General features: G+C 72.2%; 20 protein-coding genes and 1 tRNA gene. 16 read left to right on the top strand and 5 right to left on the bottom strand.

Annotated elements, in window-relative coordinates; all coding sequences use genetic code 11:
- Positions 1–27 precede the first annotated feature (27 nt).
- Together BGK67_RS08395 and BGK67_RS08390 are read left to right on the top strand one after the other, a co-directional pair.
- Positions 28–516, top strand: a complete 489-nt coding sequence (locus BGK67_RS08395; protein ID WP_069919492.1) for an SRPBCC family protein — start codon at positions 28–30, stop codon at positions 514–516.
- Between the two features lie 38 nt (positions 517–554).
- Positions 555–626, top strand: a tRNA-Val gene (locus BGK67_RS08390).
- A gap of 79 nt (positions 627–705) precedes the next feature.
- Here the strand turns inward: BGK67_RS08390 and BGK67_RS08385 are convergent.
- The gene (locus BGK67_RS08385) at positions 706–1,431 is read right to left on the bottom strand and encodes a 3'-5' exonuclease (RefSeq protein ID WP_069919491.1); all 726 of its coding nucleotides are present in this window, start codon (positions 1,429–1,431) and stop codon (positions 706–708) included.
- A 207-nt stretch (positions 1,432–1,638) separates the two neighbouring features.
- Between BGK67_RS08385 and BGK67_RS08380 the strand changes: the two genes are divergently transcribed.
- Both BGK67_RS08380 and BGK67_RS08375 read left to right on the top strand, forming a co-directional pair.
- Positions 1,639–2,241 (top strand): DUF4365 domain-containing protein, encoded by a 603-nt coding sequence (locus tag BGK67_RS08380; RefSeq protein ID WP_069919490.1) that lies wholly within the window; start codon positions 1,639–1,641, stop codon positions 2,239–2,241.
- Complete coding sequence (locus tag BGK67_RS08375; protein ID WP_069919489.1) at positions 2,241–3,461, top strand: hypothetical protein; 1,221 nt, start codon at positions 2,241–2,243, stop codon at positions 3,459–3,461. Before BGK67_RS08380 ends, BGK67_RS08375 begins: the two co-directional genes overlap by 1 nt.
- 15 nt (positions 3,462–3,476) lie before the next feature.
- On the opposite strand, the gene BGK67_RS08370 is transcribed toward BGK67_RS08375, so the two are convergent.
- Positions 3,477–3,944 (bottom strand): GNAT family N-acetyltransferase, encoded by a 468-nt coding sequence (locus BGK67_RS08370; RefSeq protein ID WP_069919488.1) that lies wholly within the window; start codon positions 3,942–3,944, stop codon positions 3,477–3,479.
- Positions 3,945–4,391: 447 nt separating this feature from the next.
- Between BGK67_RS08370 and thrS the strand changes: the two genes are divergently transcribed.
- Both thrS and BGK67_RS08360 read left to right on the top strand, forming a co-directional pair.
- A complete protein-coding gene (gene thrS, locus BGK67_RS08365) occupies positions 4,392–6,368 on the top strand; it encodes a threonine--tRNA ligase (RefSeq protein ID WP_069919487.1) in 1,977 nt (658 codons plus the stop codon).
- A gap of 70 nt (positions 6,369–6,438) precedes the next feature.
- Positions 6,439–6,999, top strand: coding sequence for an HIT family protein (locus BGK67_RS08360; RefSeq protein WP_069919486.1), 561 nt, complete (start codon positions 6,439–6,441; stop codon positions 6,997–6,999).
- A 12-nt stretch (positions 7,000–7,011) separates the two neighbouring features.
- On the opposite strand, the gene BGK67_RS08355 is transcribed toward BGK67_RS08360, so the two are convergent.
- The 3 genes from BGK67_RS08355 to BGK67_RS08345 form a co-directional block, all read right to left on the bottom strand.
- Positions 7,012–7,413, bottom strand: a complete 402-nt coding sequence (locus BGK67_RS08355; RefSeq protein WP_069919485.1) for a DnaJ family domain-containing protein — start codon at positions 7,411–7,413, stop codon at positions 7,012–7,014.
- A 52-nt stretch (positions 7,414–7,465) separates the two neighbouring features.
- Positions 7,466–9,133 carry a hypothetical protein gene (locus tag BGK67_RS08350; protein ID WP_107488946.1) on the bottom strand — a complete coding sequence of 556 codons (1,668 nt, stop codon included), beginning with the start codon at positions 9,131–9,133 and terminating at the stop codon, positions 7,466–7,468.
- Positions 9,134–9,274: 141 nt separating this feature from the next.
- Positions 9,275–11,470 carry an elongation factor G-like protein EF-G2 gene (locus BGK67_RS08345; RefSeq protein WP_069919483.1) on the bottom strand — a complete coding sequence of 732 codons (2,196 nt, stop codon included), beginning with the start codon at positions 11,468–11,470 and terminating at the stop codon, positions 9,275–9,277.
- A 269-nt stretch (positions 11,471–11,739) separates the two neighbouring features.
- Here BGK67_RS08345 and pgsA point away from each other — a divergent pair, with 269 nt between their 5' ends.
- The 10 genes from pgsA to ruvB all read left to right on the top strand — a co-directional run bounded on the left by pgsA (position 11,740) and on the right by ruvB (position 20,219).
- Complete coding sequence (gene pgsA / locus BGK67_RS08340) at positions 11,740–12,405, top strand: phosphatidylinositol phosphate synthase (RefSeq protein ID WP_069919482.1); 666 nt, start codon at positions 11,740–11,742, stop codon at positions 12,403–12,405.
- Positions 12,405–13,316, top strand: coding sequence for a phosphatidylinositol mannoside acyltransferase (locus BGK67_RS08335; protein ID WP_069919481.1), 912 nt, complete (start codon positions 12,405–12,407; stop codon positions 13,314–13,316). Before pgsA ends, BGK67_RS08335 begins: the two co-directional genes overlap by 1 nt.
- Positions 13,316–14,485, top strand: coding sequence for a glycosyltransferase family 4 protein (locus BGK67_RS08330; protein WP_069919480.1), 1,170 nt, complete (start codon positions 13,316–13,318; stop codon positions 14,483–14,485). Before BGK67_RS08335 ends, BGK67_RS08330 begins: the two co-directional genes overlap by 1 nt.
- Positions 14,486–14,633: 148 nt before the next feature.
- The gene (locus BGK67_RS08325) at positions 14,634–15,176 is read left to right on the top strand and encodes a hypothetical protein (protein WP_069919479.1); all 543 of its coding nucleotides are present in this window, start codon (positions 14,634–14,636) and stop codon (positions 15,174–15,176) included.
- A 144-nt stretch (positions 15,177–15,320) separates the two neighbouring features.
- Positions 15,321–16,238, top strand: a complete 918-nt coding sequence (pdxS, locus tag BGK67_RS08320) for a pyridoxal 5'-phosphate synthase lyase subunit PdxS (RefSeq protein WP_069919478.1) — start codon at positions 15,321–15,323, stop codon at positions 16,236–16,238.
- Positions 16,239–16,246: 8 nt separating this feature from the next.
- Positions 16,247–16,837, top strand: coding sequence for a pyridoxal 5'-phosphate synthase glutaminase subunit PdxT (gene pdxT, locus BGK67_RS08315; protein ID WP_069919477.1), 591 nt, complete (start codon positions 16,247–16,249; stop codon positions 16,835–16,837).
- Between the two features lie 57 nt (positions 16,838–16,894).
- Entirely contained in the window at positions 16,895–17,647 is a 753-nt protein-coding gene (locus tag BGK67_RS08310; RefSeq protein WP_069919476.1) for a YebC/PmpR family DNA-binding transcriptional regulator, read from the top strand.
- Positions 17,648–17,770: 123 nt separating this feature from the next.
- On the top strand, positions 17,771–18,307 hold the full coding sequence (gene ruvC, locus BGK67_RS08305; RefSeq protein ID WP_069919475.1) for a crossover junction endodeoxyribonuclease RuvC: 537 nt from the start codon (positions 17,771–17,773) through the stop codon (positions 18,305–18,307).
- Positions 18,304–18,936 carry a Holliday junction branch migration protein RuvA gene (gene ruvA / locus BGK67_RS08300; protein ID WP_069919474.1) on the top strand — a complete coding sequence of 211 codons (633 nt, stop codon included), beginning with the start codon at positions 18,304–18,306 and terminating at the stop codon, positions 18,934–18,936. The genes ruvC and ruvA overlap by 4 nt, the downstream gene beginning before the upstream one ends.
- Positions 18,937–19,160: 224 nt before the next feature.
- Positions 19,161–20,219, top strand: a complete 1,059-nt coding sequence (ruvB, locus tag BGK67_RS08295; protein ID WP_069919473.1) for a Holliday junction branch migration DNA helicase RuvB — start codon at positions 19,161–19,163, stop codon at positions 20,217–20,219.
- Positions 20,220–20,242: the final 23 nt, after the last annotated feature.

Genomic DNA, 20,242 nt, shown 5'->3' with positions numbered 1-20,242 from the left:
GCGCCCGCACCCGGCCAGACTGGATCCATGGACCTCAACCGCCGGGACCGCTGGACCCGCTACCGCTTCCGCAGCGTGTGGGACCTCGACGCCCCGCCCGCGCACGTCTACGCCGTACTCGCGCAGCCGGAGGAGTACCCGCGGTGGTGGCCCCAGATCCGCCGGGTCGAGCCGGTCGACGAGCGGACCGGCACCGCGACCGTCCGCTCGGTCCTTCCGTACGCGCTCCGCGTCACCGTCGGCGAACTGCTGCGCGACCCCGTCCGCGGGGTGCTGGAGGTGTCCCTGCACGGTGATCTGGAAGGCTGGGCCCGGTGGACCGTACGGCCGCGCGCCGGAGCCGGCGGCGCACGCACCCGCGTGCTGTACGAGCAGGAGGTGGAGGTGCGCCGACCCCTGATGCGGCGCCTCGCGCTGCCCGGACGGCCCGTGTTCCGGCTCAACCACGCCCTGATGATGCGGGCCGGGCGGCGCGGCCTCGCGGCCCGGCTGACCGCTTCGTCGGAAGCGGTTTGAACCAGCCCCGAGGCTTCTGTATTGTTCAGTGCGTTCCCGGGCGATTAGCTCAGCGGGAGAGCACTTCGTTCACACCGAAGGGGTCACTGGTTCGATCCCAGTATCGCCCACCGGGAGAGGCCGGTCCGTCACCTGACGGGCCGGCCTTCCGCATGTCCGGCACGTACGGGGTGCGTTCCGCGCCGCGTCCTACGCCGCCGTCGACAGTCCCGGCCGCAGCGGCCAGTGCGGATCCACCGCCTCCGGCGTCCCCTGCCGCGCGAACCACGCCTGCAGCCCCCGCGCCTGCGCCGCGTGCCACACCGCCTGCAGCGTGTGCAGCTCGGCCGGCGACAGCCGCTCCAGGCGCGCCGCGAACCGGCGCCCCACCGCCCGCACCAACTCCAGCGAGGCCAGCGCGTCCGCCGCCGCGTCGTGCGCGCCCTCCAGCTCTATCCCGTAGTGCGCGCACAGGTCCGTCAGGGTCCGGCGGCCCTTGCGGTAGCGGTCCAGGTGCTTGTCCAGCACCCGCGGATCCAGCACCGTCAGCGGCCGGTTGTCCAGGTACCGCGTCAGCGACGACGCCCGGTGCCGGCGCAACTCCCGGTCCAGCAGCGTCAGATCGAACGGGGCGTTCATCACCACCACCGGCCGGCCGGCCACCTGCTGCTCGCCGAGGCCGCGGGCTATCTCCTCCACCACCGGCGCCGGCCACCGGCCGTGGCGCTGCAGGTGCTCGTCGGTCAGTCCGTGCACTTCCGTGGCTCCCGGGGGCACCGGGACACCGGGATTGACCAGCCAGCGCGTGGTGCGGACCCGTCCGCCCGCGCACTCCTGCACGACGAGCGCGGCGGACACGATCCGGTCCTCCTCGACGTCCACCCCGGTCGTCTCCGTGTCGAATGCGGCCAGCGGGCCCTCGTACCAGCGTGTCATGGCGAACTCCTCGTCCCCGATCGGCAGATGGGGCGCACCCGGAACACGCCACCCTTGCCCGCAACGGTGATACCCGGGCTGTTTGCCCCGTACGCCGTTTGCGGGTACCCGGGTGCGGAGACAACATCCTTGGGGGGCCGTGCACATGACCGGCCGTCAACCCACCCACCACCCACGGCAGAGCCCGGAAGGCATGGGGAGCCGGCCATGGCGCTCGCGCAGCCCGAACAGGGCGGATTGCTGGCGGGGCAGATCGACCCGCGCACCGGCACGCCGGGCGAGGCGCGGAGCGGACCGCTGCGCGGCACCCTCGCCACCACCGCCTGTATGGAGACCCTCCAGGTGGGATACCTGCACGCCGTCGCCGCCGCGGCCGGCTGCTCGCTGTCCCAGCCCTTCCCGGACAACGGCATCGACTGGCACGTCAGCCACGGCGCCCCCGAGCACGTCGTCGACGACGAGGTCACCATCAAGGTGCAGTTGAAGGCGACCTACCAGATACCGCCGCGGCCGGCCGGGCCCACCTTCGGCTTCACCCTGGACAACGAGCACCTGGTGAAGCTGGCCCGCACCCCGGTCGCCGTCCACAAGATCCTCGTCGTGATGCTCGTGCCGCGGGAGCGCGACCAGTGGCTCGCCGCCGGACACGACCGGCTCGACCTGCGGCACTGCTGCTACTGGACCAACCTCGCCGGACACCCCGTGACCGGCCGGCGCCGGACCACCGTACGGATCCCGACCTCGCGGATCTTCGACGACCGTGCGCTGTGCGAGATCATGACCCGGGTCGGGTCGGGAGGGACACCCTGATGAACTGGCAGGCACCGCACCTCGAACCGCTCCCGTCCCCGGAGTTCGCCTCCGCCGGGCCCGACCCCGAGCACGTCGACCCGGCCGTGCTGGGCGCGCTGCTGCACCGGCACGGCTGGCTGCGGCGCGGCGGGGCCGCCGGGCGCTACGGGCGCTGGACCCCGCCCGCCGCCCATGCCCCGGGCAGCGGGGGCACCAGCCTGCTCGTCCCCGAGAGCCGTACCTTCCCCGACTGCGCGGACCTGCTGGAGGAGGCGCTGACCGCGCTCTCGCGCAGCTCCCTGCCGTCGGCGCGGGAGGTGCTGTACGGACTGAGCGTGCCGAGCGACGAGGTCCGCTGGGAGCGGGAGATCCCCGAAGGGGCGTACGGGCTGCGGGGCGAGGCCGACTGGACGGTGCAGGAACAGCTGCGCTCGGCTGCCCGCCGGCTGCTGCTGGCCGGGGCCCTGGCGGACCGGGAGCGGGCCGGGTACTACGGAGCGCGGCACCGGGCGAAGGCCGAACGGGCCCTGGACGGGGTCCTGGTGGGGCCCTCTCCCGGCGGGCGGCGGCTCACCGCGTTCGTGCCGGTGGGCGGTGGGCGGGGGACGGTGACCCGGCTGCACCACGCGCTGCACGCGGCCCGCGAGGCGGTGGACTACCGGCGGGCCACGGGCGGCATGGAGGCCTTCGACGCGGCCGTGCGGGCCGGGGTCAGCCGCGAGCTCGCCGATGCGCTGATCGCGCTGGTCCGCGGCTCCGAGGGGGCCCGGGTCGCGCTGGCGTGGGCTCCGGCGGCGGGGGTCCCGGCGGGATGCGCGGCCCGCCCGGAGCCGGTGGAGTTCTCGCCCGGCGACCTGCCGGTGCTCCGCGAGGCCGCCGCACGCTACACCCGGACCGAGCCGGCCGTGGCGGTCCGGATCGCGGGCGCGGTGGTACGGATGCGGCGCTCGGCGGCGGGCGGCGGAGGCACGGTCCGGCTGCGGGTCCTGGCGGGGGCGGAGGTCCCGTACGTCCGGGTCGCGCTGGACGAGGAGGCGTACCGGGTGGCGGGCCACGCACACCTGGTGGGCCTGCCGGTCCGGGTCAGCGGGCGGCTCCAGCGGCGGGGCGGGTTCCGCCGGCTGACGGATGCGGCTGATGTGGCGCCGGTGCCGTTGGACGAGGTCGAGCGGGACCGCCTGATGAAGTCGCTGGACGATTCGTTCGATCCCGAAGACGCCCTGCCGCGCGACGAGTGAGCGCGGCTCCGCTCCTCAGGCGCCGGTGGTGAACGAGGCCATGACGAGGCCCGGGGCGGGGGAGAAGTCCCGGCCGCGGGTGAAACCCGTGCGGGTGTAGAGGGTCACGGCGGGGGTGTTGGCCGCGCCGGTGGTGACCGTGACGGGGCGGCCGGGGAAGAGCTCCGTCAGGGCGTGGCGGAGCAGCCGGGAGGCGATGCCCCGGCGGAACCAGGCCGGGTCCACGCAGAGCCGGTCGATCCCGACGCCGCCGGCCTGCTCCTCCCAGGCGAGGAACCCGGCGATCTCCCCGCCCCCGGCAACCGCCCCGACCCAGTTCAAGGCACGCGCCCGCATCTCGTCCAGGCTCTCGCCCAACGCCGGAATCCCCCCGAAGCCGATCAGCTCCGCCTCCACCGCGTACGCGGCCAGCCCGACCCGGTGCACCCCGGCCGCGGTGTCATCGTCGGCCAGGTCCAGGGGGCGAATCTCCGGTCGGTCCATCCGCCCAGGCTACCGACGTCCCGGAGGGGCCCCGCCCCACGCCCCGCCTGCGCCCCGCGCACCAGGGCCCCGGAAGGGCTCCCGCTCCGAGGGGGTCCGGCGGCCGGGGCCGGCCCGTCTTCTGCGCCCGCGCCGGGGCAAGGACCCGGACCCGTCCCCGCCGCGGGACCGGCCGGGACCGGGCGCAAATCGGCCCAGGCTCGGGATCGGCCGACCGGAGCTCGCCGGTTGGGGCGCGAGCCGGCCGCAGCTCGCCGGGGTCAGGGCCGGGCACGGGGCGGCCGGGGCCCTGCCGGACCTCGGCGGGGCAGGTCGGGGCTTGGGTGGGGTGGGCCGGGAGGGGGTGGAGCCGACCGGTGGGTAACCGTTTAGCGGCGCAGCCACTCCGCTCGGTACGATTCACGCGCGCAGTGTTCGCTCGCGCACCCCCTGAGTCAGGAGAGACCGGTGTCAGACGTCCGTGTGATCATCCAACGCGATTCCGAGCGGGACGAGCGCGTGGTGGCCACGGGCACTACGGCGGCGGAGCTCTTCGCCGGCGAGCGCACCATCGTCGCCGCGCGCGTCGCGGGCGAGCTCAAGGACCTCGCGTACGAGGTACAGGACGGCGAGACCGTCGAGCCGGTGGAGATCTCCTCCGAGGACGGCCTGAACATCCTGCGCCACTCGACCGCGCACGTCATGGCCCAGGCCGTGCAGGAGCTCTTCCCCGAGGCCAAGCTGGGCATCGGCCCGCCGGTCCAGAACGGCTTCTACTACGACTTCGACGTGGCCCGGCCCTTCACCCCGGAGGACCTCAAGGCCATCGAGAAGAAGATGCAGGAGATCCAGAAGCGCGGGCAGCGGTTCGCCCGCCGCGTGGTCACCGACGAGGCCGCCCGCGAGGAGCTCGCCGACGAGCCGTACAAGCTCGAGCTCATCGGCATCAAGGGCGCCGCGTCCACCGACGACGGCGCGAACGTCGAGGTGGGCGGCGGCGAGCTGACCATCTACGACAACCTCGACGCGAAGACCGGCGAGCTGTGCTGGAAGGACCTCTGCCGCGGTCCCCACCTGCCCACCACCCGCAACATCCCGGCCTTCAAGCTCATGCGCAACGCGGCCGCCTACTGGCGCGGCAGCGAGAAGAACCCGATGCTCCAGCGCATCTACGGCACCGCGTGGCCCTCGAAGGAGGAGCTGAAGGCGCACCTCGACTTCCTCGCCGAGGCCGAGAAGCGCGACCACCGCAAGCTCGGCAACGAGCTCGACCTCTTCTCCATCCCGGACGAGATCGGCTCCGGCCTCGCCGTCTTCCACCCGCGCGGCGGCATCATCCGCCGTGTCATGGAGGACTACTCGCGCCGCCGGCACGAGGAGGAGGGCTACGAGTTCGTCTACTCCCCGCACGCCACCAAGGGCGCTCTCTTCGAGAAGAGCGGCCACCTGGACTGGTACGCGGAGGGGATGTACCCCCCCATGCAGCTCGACGGTGGCACCGACTACTACCTCAAGCCCATGAACTGCCCGATGCACAACCTGATCTTCGACGCGCGCGGCCGCTCCTACCGCGAACTGCCGCTGCGCCTGTTCGAGTTCGGCACCGTGTACCGGTACGAGAAGTCGGGTGTCGTGCACGGCCTGACCCGCGCCCGCGGCTTCACCCAGGACGACGCGCACATCTACTGCACCCGCGAGCAGATGGCGGAGGAGCTCGACCGCACGCTCACCTTCGTGCTGAACCTGCTGCGCGACTACGGTCTGACCGACTTCTACCTGGAGCTGTCCACCAAGGACCCGGAGAAGTTCGTCGGCTCGGACGAGGTGTGGGAGGAGGCCACCGCCGTCCTCCAGCAGGTCGCCGAGAAGCAGGGCCTCCCGCTGACCCCCGACCCGGGCGGCGCGGCCTTCTACGGCCCGAAGATCTCCGTGCAGGCGCGGGACGCCATCGGCCGCACCTGGCAGATGTCGACCGTCCAGCTCGACTTCAACCTGCCGGAGCGGTTCAACCTCGAGTACACCGCCCCGGACGGCTCCCGCCAGCGCCCGGTCATGATCCACCGCGCGCTGTTCGGCTCGATCGAGCGGTTCTTCGCCGTGCTGCTGGAGCACTACGCGGGCGCCATGCCGCCGTGGCTGGCCCCGGTCCAGGCGGTCGGCATCCCGATCGGCGACGGGCACGTCGAGTACCTGCAGGAGTTCGCCGCCGCGGCGAAGAAGCAGGGCCTGCGGGTCGAGGTGGACGCCTCCTCGGACCGGATGCAGAAGAAGATCCGCAACCACCAGAAGCTCAAGGTCCCCTTCATGATCATCGTCGGTGACGAGGACATGGCCGCGGGCACCGTCTCCTTCCGCTACCGCGACGGTTCGCAGGAGAACGGCATCGCCAAGGACGAGGCGCTGGCCAAGCTGGCCAAGGTCGTCGCGGACCGCGTCCAGGTCTGACCGCACGGAGCGGGCCCCCGGAAAGTGATCACTTTTCGGGGGCCTTCCTCGTACGCGCAGGCGAGGTCATATGCTTGCCGCCATGACGACTGAGCCGGAGCAGCAGATCGGTGTGGGCACGCAGGACGCGTTCCAGCGTCTGTGGACGCCCCACCGGATGGCCTACATCCAGGGGGAGAACAAGCCGACCGGTCCGGAGGCCGGGGACGGCTGTCCCTTCTGCGGGATTCCGGAGCTGTCCGACGTGGACGGCCTGGTCGTCGCCCGCGGCCGGCACGTCTACGCGGTGCTGAACCTGTACCCGTACAACGGCGGCCACCTGATGGTCGTCCCCTACCGGCACGTCGCCGACTACACCGAGCTCGACGGGCCCGAGACGGCGGAGCTGGCCGATCTCACCAAGCGGGCCATGACGGCGCTGCGCAAGGCCTCCGGAGCGCACGGTTTCAACATCGGCATGAACCAGGGAGCGGCCGCCGGGGCCGGCATCGCCGCGCACCTGCACCAGCACATCGTGCCACGCTGGGGCGGGGACACGAACTTCATGCCGGTCGTCGGCCACACCAAGGTGTTGCCCCAACTCCTCGCGGACACCCGCCAGATGCTCGCCGAGGCCTGGCCCACCGACTGACCGGGCCCGGGGCTACGCGGCGCGGGCCTCGCGCCAGGTGCGCAGCACGTCCTCGACGTCGAACTCGGTGAGGTTGAGGGGCGGCCCTTGCGGCGGCATGCGCAGGGCCGCGCGGATCTTCTCGTTGATCCCGGTGAGGATGTCCCGGGCCTGGCGCTCGGAACGGGCGGCCAGGGCCGCCTCCCTCGCGTCCTCGGCCTCCTTGCGCAGCGCCAGCGACGGAGGCAGTGCGGAGAACCCCTCGCGGTGCAGCTTCCCCTTGATCCACCACAGCTCGTCGTAGGGGGTGTCGAGCGAGGCCAGCGGCTTGCCCCAGCCCGGCAGGTTCTCGAAGTCGCCGCGCTCGGCGGCTTGTCTGATCTGCCGGTCCACCCAGGACTCGATGTCCACGCCAGGCGGTTTGCGCTCGGTCATGGTCGCTCGCTCCTCCGGATCCGGGATCGGCCAGGCCTCGCTCCCAGCCTACCTACGCGTCGTACACGTCCGCCTTGCGCGGCGCCGGCTCCTGGATCAGCCCGCTCATGATCGAGGAGCGGTTGGTGAAGCGGTCGGTGTCGACGCCGTTCTCCTCCAGCACCCTGAAGGTGGCGGCGTGCACCGCGCGCAGGACCGGCGCCACGGTGCGCAACGCGTCGTCCGCCATGAAGCGGTGGCGCCACATCGATCCGGCCCACACGTGCCGGACGCCGAAGGGTTCGGGCAGGACCAGCTTGCCGCCGAGGAAGTCGAGGACCGGCGGGTACCAGGTGAGCGGGGCCCGCACGGCCAGCCGTACGACCTCCTGCGCGGTCACCAGCGGCAGCGGGCGCTCCACGGTCTCCCAGAAGCGGATGCTCTTGGGCACCTCCACCACCGGGGCCGCGGACTTCGTGGTGAACAGGCCGTTCACCGGTCCCAGCGCGTGCGCGGTGACGTCCACGCGCAGCGTCTTGTAGAGCACGGTGACGGTCACCAGCATGTTGATGATGAGCTGGCCGTCCCAGAGCGGGTACTGGATGCCCAGGTAGTGCCGGTTGCCGGCGCTGAACTGCTGCTCGTTGCAGATCCGGGTGATCTCGTGCGGCTTGATCAGGAAGTTGTCGGTGTTCTCGCCGGTGGGGCGGGCCACCTCGGCGGCGCCCTCGCCGATGGGGGTGACGATCCAGTGCTGTATCGCGGCGGTCGGGAAGCCGCCGGTGTGCAGGGGGCCGCGCTCCAGCTTGCGCAGCTCGGCGTCGACGGCCCGCACCACGTCCCAGCTGCGGAAGGGGTGGATCTCGGCGCCCTCCGTCTTGGGGGTGAGCTCCTCGGCCATCTGCCAGCTGCCCCAGCGGGTCCCCATGCCGAGGATGCCCTTGGGGCCCGCGTAGAAGACGTGGTTGCTGCGGTCCTCCGCGGTCAGCTTGGCCAGCTGGTGGCGCAGGTCCTCGCGGGCCTTCTCGTCGGGGTTGCCCGGCACGGCCTCCGGGATCTTTGCGCCGATCCCGTCCCCGGCCAGCAGCCCGTCCCAGCGCGAGCGCAGGTCGACGGCCGTGGACTCGCAGATCCGGCGGGCGAACAGCCATCCGACGGCGGGGGCGATGATCATGCCGCGCAGGTAGAGGCCCAGGAAACCGGTGAACGGCAGCCGGAACATCAGCACGGCCGCCACGATCGCCACCCCGACCAGGAGGGCGGTGCCGATCCAGGACGAGCGCTTGTTCTCCCCGGAGGTCAGGGTCTTGCGCAGCTGGAACAGGCCGAGCCACAGAAGCAGGCCGGGAAGGAACACCACGCCGCACACCAGCATGATCAACCGGAGCTTCTTGTCGCGCTCCTTGCGGATGCGGGAGGCCGCCAGGCAGTGCTCGACGACGGTCTGCGGGTCGGTCCCGAAGGACTGGATCAGGGGCTTGCGGCCGGGGGTCAGCGTGCGGGCCTCGACGGCGCGGCAGAACGCCTCGCCGAGGTTGGGCTCGAAGAGGGAGATCTTCGGCGGCTTGACCGTGGCGGGGTGGTTCTCGTTGGTGGCCTTGAGTATGGACTCCAGCTTCGTGTCCTTGCCGGCGTCGCGGTAAGCGGCGGAGGCCAGTGCGTTGGTCGCCGCCGTCTGTCCCCCGCCGCCCTGGAGCGGAATCTGCGCCCCGGGCCTGAAGTCGAATCCGTCGTCCGCCACCGCTTCCCCCATCGCTGTGCGTTCGTGCTCTTTGGTGCGCCGATGAGCCTATCGGGCGATCTCACCCCATGGTCATGGGACAGGGAAATGCCGCCCACCGCAACAGGGTTGGGTGGACGGCGTCTCCCGACGTCATGTCAACTACGTTCCCTTCGCCGTCTGGTCGCGCACCTTCTCCGCGATCTGGGGCGGCATGGGCTCGTGGCGGGCGTAGCTGCGGGCGAAGCGGCCGGTGCCGTGCGAGACGGAGCGCAGCTCGACGGCGTAGCGGCCGATCTCGATCTCGGGGATCTCGGCGCGGACCCGGGTGCGTCCCGCCCCCGCCTGTTCGGTTCCCACGACCCGGCCGCGGCGGCCCGCGAGGTCGCTCATCACGGGGCCGACGTACTCGTCGGGGATCACGACGGCGAGCTCGGCGACGGGTTCCAGGAGGTGAATGCGGGCCTCGGCGGCGGCCTCGCGCAGGGCGAGCGCGCCGGCGGTCTGGAAGGCGGCGTCGGAGGAGTCCACCGAGTGCGCCTTGCCGTCGCGGAGGGTGACGCGCACGTCGACCAGCGGATATCCGGCGGCGACCCCGCGGGCGGCCTGGGTGCGGACGCCCTTCTCCACGGACGGGATGAACTGGCGCGGTACGGCGCCGCCGACGACCTTGTCGACGAACTCGATGCCGCTGCCGGGCGGCAGGGGCTCCACCTCGATCTCGCAGATGGCGAACTGGCCGTGGCCGCCGGACTGTTTGACGTGCCGGCCGCGGCCCGCCGCCTTCGCCCCGAAGGTCTCGCGCAGGCTCACCTTGTGGGGCACCGGGTCGACCTGGACGCCGTAGCGGGTGCGCAGCCGCTCCAGGGCGACGTCCTGGTGGGCCTCGCCGAGGCACCACAGGACGACCTGGCGGGTGTGCGGGTTCTGCTCCAGCCGCATGGTCGGGTCCTCGGCGACGAGGCGGGCCAGGCCCTGCGAGAGCTTGTCCTCGTCGGCCTTGCTGTGGGCTTCGATGGCGAGGGGGAGCAGCGGATCGGGCATGGCCCAGGGCTCCATGAGGAGCGGGTCGTCCTTGGCGGAGAGGGTGTCGCCGGTCTCGGCGCGGGTCAGTTTGGCCACGCAGGCGAGGTCGCCGGCGATGCACCGGGTGAGGGTGCGCTGCTGTTTGCCGAAGGGGGAGCTGAGGGCGCCGATCCGCTCGTCCAGGTCGTGGTCCTCGTGCCCGCGGTCCGCGAGGCCGTGGCCGGAGACGTGGACGGTCTCCTCGGGGTGCAGGGTGCCGGAGAAGACGCGTACGAGGGAGACGCGGCCGACGTAGGGGTCGGAGGAGGTCTTGACGACCTCGGCGAGGAGGGGGCCGGCCGGGTCGCAGGTCAGGGCGGGGCGGGGGGAGCCGTCCGGGGCGGTGACGGTGAGGGCGGGGCGTTCCAGGGGGGGGGGGAAGCCGCCGGTGATCAGTTCGAGGAGTTCCACGGTGCCCAATCCCTGCCGGGCGCCCTCGGCGGCGGGCGCCGCCATCAGGACGGGGTGGAAGGTGCCGCGGGCCACGGCGCGCTCCAGGTCGTCGACGAGGGTCTTGATGTCGATGTCCTCGCCGCCGAGATAGCGGTCCATGAGGCTCTCGTCCTCGCTCTCCGCGATGATCCCCTCGATGAGGCGGGAGCGGGCGCCCGAGATGAGGGCGAGCTCGGCGGGGTCCGGATCGCGTTCGACGCGTTCGCCGGAGGTGTACTCGTACACGCGCTGGGAGAGCAGGCCGAGCAGGCCGGACACGGGGGCGTGGCCGTCGGGGCCGGCGGGGCGGTGCAAGGGCAGGTAGAGCGGGATGACGGCGTCGGGGTCGTCGGCGCCGAAGATCTCGCCGCAGATGTTGGCCATCTGCGCGTAGTCGGCGCGGGCGGCCTCCAGGTGCGTGACCACGATGGCGCGCGGCATGCCCACGGCCTCGCACTCGTCCCAGACCATACGGGTGGCGCCGTCGATGCCGTCCGAGGCCGAGACGACGAAGAGGGCCGCGTCCGCGGCGCGCAGACCGGCCCTGAGCTCTCCGACGAAGTCGGCGTATCCGGGGGTGTCCAGGATGTTGATCTTGATTCCGCCCCATTCCACGGGGACGAGGGACAGCTGGACGGAGCGTTGTCGGCGGTGTTCGATCTCGTCGTAGTCGGAGACCGTGGCACCGTCCTCGACCCGGCCCGCCCGGTTGACCGCTCCGGCGGTCAGGGCGAGCGCTTCGACCAGCGTGGTCTTGCCGGATCCGCTGTGGCCGACCAGCACGACGTTCCGTACGGAGGAGGGGCGGTCGGCCGTCAGTGCCCTGCCGGCGGCTCCGGCTTGGTGTGAGGTGGCTCCCATGATTCTCGTGCCTCCCGGTGGTGACGGTGAGGAGGGTGGATTCCTGCGGTGCCTCGAGGAGGGAAAGGGCGCTCTTCGAGCTTTGCACTGGTGTCACACCGCGTCCATACGTCGTACCGGAGGGGGGCGGGGGACGGTCCGGAACGTGACGTACGTCTTACGCGGCGCGAACCGGTGGGTGCGCGGCGTGCGCGGGGCGGCGTGCTGGCTACGATGGGCCAGCCGGTGGCCGTGGTGGCCGTGCGGCCCAGCGACCCTCCGGGAAGGCCATGCTGAACAAGTACGCGCGTGCATTCTTCACGCGTGTTCTCACGCCATTCGCCGCTTTTCTGCTCCGGCGGGGGGTGAGCCCGGACGCGGTCACCCTGATCGGCACGGCCGGAGTGGTGGCGGGAGCGCTGGTCTTCTTCCCCCGGGGCGAGTTCTTCTGGGGCACGATCACCATCACCCTCTTCGTCTTCTCCGACCTGGTGGACGGGAACATGGCCCGCCAGGCCGGCGTCTCCAGCCGGTGGGGCGCCTTCCTCGACTCCACCCTCGACCGGGTGGCGGACGCGGCGATCTTCGGCGGACTCGCGCTCTGGTACGCGGGCTCCGGCAACGACAACGCGCTGTGCGCGGTGGCGATCTTCTGCTTGGCCAGCGGCCAGGTGGTGTCGTACACGAAGGCCCGCGGCGAGTCGATCGGCCTGCCCGTCGCCGTCAACGGACTGGTCGAGCGCGCCGAGCGGCTGGTGATCTCGCTCGTCGCGGCCGGCCTGTCCGGTCTGCAGACCTTCGGCGTGCCGTCCTGGATCGGGGTGCTGCTGCCGGTCGCGCTGTGGATCGTGGCGGTCGGCTCGCTCGTCACACTGATCCAGCGAGTGGTGACCGTACGCCGCGAGTCGGCCGAGGCGGACGCCGCCGCGTCCGCCGCCGAGGGAGGCGCGGCCTGATGGGCGCGGCGCGGGACAAACTGGTCGACGGGCTGTACGGGCTCGGCTGGGCGGGAGTGAAGAAGCTCCCGGAACCGGCCGCCGTGGCCCTCGGCCGCAAGATCGCGGACGTGGCGTGGAAGCGGCGCGGCAAGAGCGTGCTGCGGCTGGAGTCCAACCTGGCCCGCGTGGTGCCGGAGGCGACCCCGGAACGGCTGCGCGAGCTGTCGCACGCGGGCATGCGCTCGTACATGCGGTACTGGATGGAATCCTTCCGGCTGCCGGCCATGGACCCGAGCCGGTTCGGCTCGGACGTCGAGATGAAGGACGAGCACATCCTGCGGGAGGCCCTCGCCTCCGGGCGCGGGGTCGTCGTCGCCCTGCCGCACCTGGCCAACTGGGACCTCGCCGGGGCCTGGGCCACCGGCCACATCGGCGTGCCGTTCACCACGGTCGCCGAGCGGCTCAAGCCCGAGAGCCTCTACGACCGCTTCGTGGCCTACCGCGAAAGCCTCGGCATGGAGGTCCTGCCGCACAGCGGGGGCGCCGCCTTCGGCACCCTCGCCCGCCGGCTCCGCGCGGGCGGCCTGGTCTGCCTGGTGGCGGACCGGGACCTGTCCGCCTCCGGGATCGAGGTGGACTTCTTCGGCGCCGCCGCGCGCATGCCGGCGGGGCCGGCGCTGCTGGCGCAGCACACGGGGGCGGTCCTGCTTCCTGCGACCCTCTACTACGGGGACACGCCGAAGCTGTACGGCCGGATCCACCCCGAGGTGGAAGTGCCGAAGACGGGGACGCGGGCCGAGAAGACCGCGGCCATGACCCAGGTGGTCGCGGACGTGTTCGCGAAGGGCATCGCCGAGCACCCGGAGGACTGGCACATGCTGCAGCGGCTGTGGCTGGACGACCTGACCGACCAGGGGGAGAGCCCGTAGTGAAGATCGGCATCGTGTGCCCGTACGCGTGGGACGTGCCGGGCGGCGTCCAGTTCCACATCCGGGACCTGGCCGAGCACCTGATCCGCCTCGGCCACGACGTGTCGGTCCTGGCCCCGGCGGACGACGAGACCCCGCTGCCGCCGTACGTCATCTCGGCGGGCCGCGCCGTGCCGGTGCCGTACAACGGCTCCGTCGCCCGCCTCAACTTCGGCTTCCTCTCCGCCGCCCGGGTGCGGCGCTGGCTGCACGAGGGCACCTTCGACGTCATCCACATCCACGAGCCGGCCTCGCCCTCGCTGGGGCTGTTGGCCTGCTGGGCGGCGCAGGGCCCGATCGTGGCGACCTTCCACACCTCGAACCCGCGCTCGCGGGCGATGATCGCCGCGTACCCGATCCTCCAGCCGGCCCTGGAGAAGATCAGCGCGCGGATCGCGGTGAGCGAGTACGCCCGGCGCACGCTCGTCGAGCACCTCGGCGGCGACGCGGTCGTGATCCCCAACGGCGTCGACGTGGACTTCTTCGCGGCCGCGGAGCCGAATCCCGACTGGTCCGGCCAGACCCTCGGCTTCATCGGCCGCATCGACGAACCGCGCAAGGGCCTGCCGGTGCTGATGGCGGCCTTCCCGAAGATCGTGGCGGCCTGCCCGGAGGTACGGCTGCTCGTCGCCGGCCGCGGTGACGAGGAGGAGGCGGTGGCCTCCCTGCCGGCCGAACTCCGGTCCCGGGTCGAGTTCCTCGGCATGGTCTCGGACGAGGACAAGGCGCGGCTGCTGCGCAGCGTCGACGTGTACGTGGCCCCGAACACCGGCGGCGAGAGCTTCGGCATCATCCTGGTCGAGGCCCTCTCGGCGGGCGCGACGGTCCTGGCGTCCGACCTGGACGCCTTCGCGCAGGTCCTGGACCAGGGCGGCGCGGGCGACCTCTTCACGAACGAGAACGCCGACGCCCTCGCGACCGGCGCGATCGCCCTGCTGCGCGACCCGGCCCGCCGCGCGGAGCTGAGCAAGCGCGGCTCGGCCCACGTGCGCCGCTTCGACTGGTCCACGGTCGGCGCGGACATCCTCGCGGTCTACGAGACGGTGACGGACGGCGCGGCGGCGGTGGCCGCGGACGAACGCGTCCCCCTGCGCACCCGCCTCGGCCTCACCCGGGACCCGTCCGCCTGAGCGCCCCGGCCCCGGCCGGCGCTATGCGGTGGCGCGTGGGGCCAGGTTCCCCCCGGACGATGTGGATCACGCAGCCTGCGCGCCGGTGCGGGGCCCTGGCCACGGGCGGTGGCGGTCGGGGGCGCGGGGAGCGGTAAGGTCGCGCAGCGTGATCGAAACCCTTGTCTGGATTGCCCTGGCGCTCGGAGTCATCGGGGTCTACCTCAGCTGGACCGCCGGCCGGCTCGACCGGCTGCACTCCCGGATGGACGCCGCCCGTGCCGCGCTCGACGCGCAGCTCGTACGTCGGGCCTCCGTGGTGGTGGAGGTGGCCGCCTCCGGAGTGCTCGACCCCGCGTCCTCCCTCGTGCTGTACGAGTCCGCGCACGCCGCGCGGCAGGCCGAGGAGGAGCACCGCGAGGTCGCCGAGAGCGAGCTCAGCCAGGCGCTGCGCGCGGTGTTCGCCGACGCCGACCAGGTCGAGGTGCTGAAGGCCGCGCCCGGCGGGGCGGAGGCCGCCGAGGAGCTGGCCGCCGCCGTACGGCGGGTGCCCATGGCGCGCCGGTTCCACAACGACTCCGTACGGGCCGCACGGGCCCTGCGCAGGCACCGCAAGGTCCGCTGGTTCCGGCTGGCCGGGCACGCGCCCTTCCCGCTGGCCTTCGAAATGGACGACGAGCCTCCGGCGGACCTGGCGGAGAGGCCGGTCTGATCGGCACGGCGCCCGCCAGGGCCGCCGGGGACAAGTGGAGAGGCCACTGACTCCACATTGGCCCTTGTAGTGGACTGGTCGGTGGGGTTTGCTCGGTGGAGTAGCACCCGTAGCACCCGTCTTCCTTTCGAGTGAGGTCAATCCGTGAGCACGCTTCCCACCACCCCCCAGTCCGCTGAGTCGGCCATCGGCACCTCGCGCGTCAAGCGCGGCATGGCCGAGCAGCTCAAGGGCGGCGTGATCATGGACGTGGTCAACGCCGAGCAGGCGAAGATCGCCGAAGACGCCGGCGCCGTGGCCGTGATGGCCCTCGAGCGGGTCCCCGCCGACATCCGCAAGGACGGCGGCGTGGCGCGCATGTCGGACCCGAACATGATCGAGGAGATCATCGGGGCCGTCTCGATCCCCGTCATGGCCAAGTCCCGCATCGGCCACTTCGTCGAGGCCCAGGTCCTGCAGTCCCTCGGCGTCGACTACATCGACGAGTCCGAGGTCCTGACCCCGGCCGACGAGGTCAACCACTCCGACAAGTGGGCCTTCACCACCCCCTTCGTCTGTGGTGCCACCAACCTGGGCGAGGCCCTGCGCCGCATCGCCGAGGGCGCGGCCATGATCCGCTCGAAGGGCGAGGCCGGCACCGGCAACGTCGTCGAGGCCGTCCGCCACCTGCGCCAGATCAAGAACGAGATCGCCCGCCTGCGCGGCTACGACAACAACGAGCTGTTCGCCGCCGCCAAGGAGCTGCGCGCCCCCTACGAGCTCGTCAAGGAGGTCGCCGAGCTCGGCAAGCTCCCGGTCGTCCTGTTCTCCGCCGGTGGCGTCGCCACCCCGGCCGACGCCGCCCTGATGCGCCAGCTGGGCGCCGAGGGCGTCTTCGTCGGCTCCGGCATCTTCAAGTCGGGCGACCCGGCCAAGCGTGCCGCCGCCATCGTGAAGGCCACCACCTTCTACGACGACCCGAAGATCATCGCGGACGCGTCCCGCAACCTGGGCGAGGCCATGGTCGGCATCAACTGCGACACCCTCCCCGAGGCCGAGCGCTACGCCAACCGCGGCTGGTAGTCACTGCCATGACCACCCCCGTGATTGGTGTCCTGGCCCTTCAGGGCGACGTACGGGAGCACCTGATCGCCCTGGCCGCGGCGGACGCCGTGGCCAGGCCGGTCCGGCGTCCCGAGGAGCTCGCCGAGGTCGACGCCCTGGTGATCCCCGGCGGCGAGTCCACGACCATGTCGAAGCTCGCCGTGCTGTTCGGCATGCTGGAGCCGCTGCGCGAGCGCGTGGCCGCCGGCATGCCGGTGTACGGCACCTGCGCCGGCATGATCATGCTCGCCGACAAGCTCCTGGACGGCCGTGACGACCAGGAGACCCTGGGCGGCATCGACATGATCGTGCGCCGCAACGCCTTCGGCCGGCAGAACGAGTCCTTCGAGGCGGAGATCGACTTCGCGGGCGTGCAGGGCGGCCCGGTCCAGGGCGTCTTCATCCGCGCCCCGTGGGTCGAGTCCGTCGGCGCCGCCGCCGAGGTCCTCGCCACGTACGACGGCCACACGGTCGCCGTCCGCCAGGGCAACGTCCTCGCGACGTCGTTCCACCCCGAACTGACGGGTGACGACCGAGTCCACGCGTACTTCGTCGACATGGTGCGCGCGGGGCTGTAAACAGGTCCCGGTAGGATCGGAGACGAACACTGTTGGTGACGCGAAGGAGACAGGCGGATGTCCGGCCACTCTAAATGGGCTACGACGAAGCACAAGAAGGCCGTGATCGATGCCAAGCGCGGCAAGCTCTTCGCGAAGCTGATCAAGAACATCGAGGTCGCGGCCCGGATGGGCGGCGCGGACATCGACGGCAACCCGACGCTGTTCGACGCCATCCAGAAGGCGAAGAAGAGCTCGGTCCCGAACAAGAACATCGACTCCGCGGTCAAGCGCGGCGGCGGCCTCGAGGCCGGCGGCGCCGACTACGAAACGATCATGTACGAGGGCTACGGCCCGAACGGCGTCGCGGTGCTCATCGAGTGCCTCACCGACAACCGCAACCGCGCCGCCTCCGACGTGCGGGTCGCCATGACCCGCAACGGCGGCTCGATGGCCGACCCCGGCTCCGTCTCGTACCTGTTCAACCGCAAGGGCGTCGTCGTCCTGCCCAAGGGTGAACTCTCCGAGGACGACGTCCTGGAGTCGGTGCTCGAGGCCGGTGCCGAAGAGGTCAACGACATCGGCGAGTCCTTCGAGGTCATCAGCGAGGCCACCGACCTGGTCGCGGTCCGCACCGCCCTCCAGGACGCAGGCATCGACTACGACTCGGCCGAGGCCAGCTTCGTCCCCTCGATGCAGGTCGAGCTGGACGAGGAGGGCGCGCGCAAGATCTTCAAGCTGATCGACGCGCTGGAGGACAGCGACGACGTGCAGAACGTCTTCGCCAACTTCGACGTCTCGGACGAGGTCATGGAGAAGGTCGACGCCTGAGCAGGGCAGCGATTCCACGACGGGCCGACAGGACACACCCTGTCGGCCCGTCGCTTTGGCCGCATTGTCAGTGGGTCCCGATACCCTGCACGAACACGGACAGGTGATCGAGGAGGGGGCGGGATGCGCGTACTCGGCGTGGACCCGGGGCTGACGCGCTGCGGTATCGGCGTAGTCGAAGGAGTCGCCGGCCGCCCCCTGGCCATGCTCGGGGTGGGGGTCGTACGGACGCCCGCGGACGCGGAGTTGGGCGCCCGGCTCGTCGCCATCGAGCAGGGCATCGAGGAATGGCTCGACACGCACCGGCCCGAAGTCGTCGCCGTGGAACGTGTGTTCAGCCAGCACAACGTGAGCACCGTGATGGGCACCGCCCAGGCGAGCGCCGTCGCCATGCTGTGCGCGGCCCGGCGCGGCATTCCGGTCGCCCTGCACACGCCGAGCGAGGTCAAGGCCGCCGTCACCGGCAGCGGCCGCGCCGACAAGGCCCAGGTCGGTGCCATGGTGACCCGCCTGCTCAGGCTGGACGCACCGCCGAAGCCGGCCGATGCCGCCGACGCCCTCGCCCTGGCCATCTGCCACATCTGGCGGGCCCCCGCCCAGAACCGCCTCCAGCAGGCGGTCGCCCTGCACGCCTCAGGCTCGAAAGGCCGTACCCGATGATCGCCTTCGTCAGCGGCTCCGTCGCCGCTCTCGCCCCCACCCTGGCCGTGATCGAGGTCGGGGGAGTGGGCATGGCCGTGCAGTGCACGCCGAACACCATCGCGAGCCTGCGGGTGGGCGAGCAGGCCCGGTTGGCGACCTCGCTGGTCGTACGGGAGGACTCGCTCACGCTGTACGGATTCGCCGACGACGACGAGCGGCAGGTCTTCGAACTCCTCCAGACCGCGAGCGGGGTCGGTCCCAGGCTGGCCCAGGCGATGCTCGGGGTGCACAGCCCCGACGCGCTGCGGACGGCCGTCGCGACGGGCGACGAGAAGGCGCTGACGGCGGTGCCGGGGATCGGCAAGAAGGGCGCGCAGAAGCTGCTGCTGGAGCTCAAGGACAAGCTGGGAGCCCCCCTCGGTTCCAGCGGCCTGGTGGGGGCGCAGCGGGCCGCCGCGGCGGGTCCGGCGCCGTGGACGGAGCAGCTGGCCGCGGCCCTGATCGGCCTGGGCTACGCCTCCCGCGAGGCCGAGGAGGCCGTCTCCGCGGTGACGCCGCAGGCCGAGGCCGCCCTTGCCTCCGGCGGTTTTGCCCCCGTACCCCAGCTCCTGCGAGCAGCCCTCCAGTCCCTGAACCGAGCCCGCTAGGTGAGGCGCCGCCCCTGGGGCGCCGCCCCGGACCCGGCGCCTCGAACGCGGTGAGGCTGGCTTTCGGCTGGTGCCGCCCGCCCCGTGCGGCTGGACGGCGCCGGCGGATCCAGCCGTCCGGGCGGAGCCCGGGAGACGGCGAAAGGGCGGGGTGGGGGAGACCCCCGCGGGGACCGGCCCGACCCGGCAGACCACCGTACGAACCGAGAAGGCAGACTGACACCGTGAACTGGGACGACGAGAGCGACCGCATTGTCGCGCCGGCCGCCGACGGGGAAGACACCGCCGTCGAGGCGGCGCTGCGTCCCAAGGACCTCGAGGAGTTCGTCGGCCAGGAGAAGGTCCGCCAGCAGCTGGACCTCGTCCTCAAGGCGGCCAAGCAGCGCGGCGCCACCGCCGACCACGTCCTGCTCTCCGGCGCCCCGGGCCTCGGCAAGACCACCCTGTCGATGATCATCGCGGCCGAGATGGGCGCGCCCATCCGCATCACCTCCGGCCCCGCCATCCAGCACGCCGGCGACCTCGCCGCCATCCTCTCCTCCCTTCAGGAGGGCGAGGTGCTCTTCCTCGACGAGATCCACCGCATGTCCCGGCCCGCCGAGGAGATGCTCTACATGGCCATGGAGGACTTCCGCGTCGACGTGATCGTCGGCAAGGGCCCCGGGGCCACCGCGATCCCGCTGGAGCTGCCCCCCTTCACCCTGGTCGGGGCGACCACCCGGGCCGGCCTGCTGCCGCCCCCGCTGCGCGACCGCTTCGGCTTCACCGGACACATGGAGTTCTACGCCCCCGAGGAGCTGGAGCGCGTCATCCACCGCTCCGCCCGCCTCCTCGACGTCGAGATCGACACCGCCGGCGCCGCCGAGATCGCCGGCCGCTCCCGCGGCACCCCCCGCATCGCGAACCGCCTGCTGCGCCGCGTCCGCGACTACGCCCAGGTGCGCGCCGACGGCGTGATCAACCGCGAGGTGGCCGGTACCGCCCTCCAGGTGTACGAGGTGGACGCGCGCGGGCTCGACCGGCTGGACCGGGCCGTCCTGGAGGCGCTGCTCAAGCTCTTCGGCGGCGGGCCCGTGGGCCTGTCCACGCTCGCCGTCGCCGTCGGCGAGGAGCGCGAGACCGTCGAGGAGGTCGCCGAGCCCTTCCTCGTCCGCGAGGGCCTGCTGGCACGCACCCCCAGGGGCCGGGTCGCGACCCCCGCCGCCTGGTCCCACCTGGGACTCGTACCGCCCCAGCAGCACGGGAGCGGATCAAGCGGACAACAGGGCTTGTTCGGGGCCTGACGGCGCGGACGTTCGCGCCCTCA

The sequence above is a fragment of the Streptomyces subrutilus genome, assembly GCF_001746425.1.
GTDB classification, from domain to species: Bacteria; Actinomycetota; Actinomycetes; order Streptomycetales; family Streptomycetaceae; genus Streptomyces; species Streptomyces subrutilus_A.
The sequence above is the reverse complement of the archived record's forward strand: the minus strand, read 5'-3'. Positions and strand labels throughout refer to the sequence as shown.

What these genes read in the sequence shown, in the direction of transcription:
- BGK67_RS08395 (WP_069919492.1), top strand. Translation starts at nt 28, where the DNA reads ATGGACCTCAACCGCCGGGACCGCTGGACCCGCTACCGCTTCCGCAGC.
- BGK67_RS08385 (WP_069919491.1), bottom strand. Translation starts at nt 1,431, where the DNA reads ATGACACGCTGGTACGAGGGCCCGCTGGCCGCATTCGACACGGAGACG.
- BGK67_RS08380 (WP_069919490.1), top strand. Translation starts at nt 1,639, where the DNA reads ATGGCGCTCGCGCAGCCCGAACAGGGCGGATTGCTGGCGGGGCAGATC.
- BGK67_RS08375 (WP_069919489.1), top strand. Translation starts at nt 2,241, where the DNA reads ATGAACTGGCAGGCACCGCACCTCGAACCGCTCCCGTCCCCGGAGTTC.
- BGK67_RS08370 (WP_069919488.1), bottom strand. Translation starts at nt 3,944, where the DNA reads ATGGACCGACCGGAGATTCGCCCCCTGGACCTGGCCGACGATGACACC.
- BGK67_RS08360 (WP_069919486.1), top strand. Translation starts at nt 6,439, where the DNA reads ATGCTTGCCGCCATGACGACTGAGCCGGAGCAGCAGATCGGTGTGGGC.
- BGK67_RS08355 (WP_069919485.1), bottom strand. Translation starts at nt 7,413, where the DNA reads ATGACCGAGCGCAAACCGCCTGGCGTGGACATCGAGTCCTGGGTGGAC.
- BGK67_RS08345 (WP_069919483.1), bottom strand. Translation starts at nt 11,470, where the DNA reads ATGGGAGCCACCTCACACCAAGCCGGAGCCGCCGGCAGGGCACTGACG.
- pgsA (WP_069919482.1), top strand. Translation starts at nt 11,740, where the DNA reads ATGCTGAACAAGTACGCGCGTGCATTCTTCACGCGTGTTCTCACGCCA.
- BGK67_RS08335 (WP_069919481.1), top strand. Translation starts at nt 12,405, where the DNA reads ATGGGCGCGGCGCGGGACAAACTGGTCGACGGGCTGTACGGGCTCGGC.
- pdxT (WP_069919477.1), top strand. Translation starts at nt 16,247, where the DNA reads ATGACCACCCCCGTGATTGGTGTCCTGGCCCTTCAGGGCGACGTACGG.
- BGK67_RS08310 (WP_069919476.1), top strand. Translation starts at nt 16,895, where the DNA reads ATGTCCGGCCACTCTAAATGGGCTACGACGAAGCACAAGAAGGCCGTG.
- ruvC (WP_069919475.1), top strand. Translation starts at nt 17,771, where the DNA reads ATGCGCGTACTCGGCGTGGACCCGGGGCTGACGCGCTGCGGTATCGGC.
- ruvA (WP_069919474.1), top strand. Translation starts at nt 18,304, where the DNA reads ATGATCGCCTTCGTCAGCGGCTCCGTCGCCGCTCTCGCCCCCACCCTG.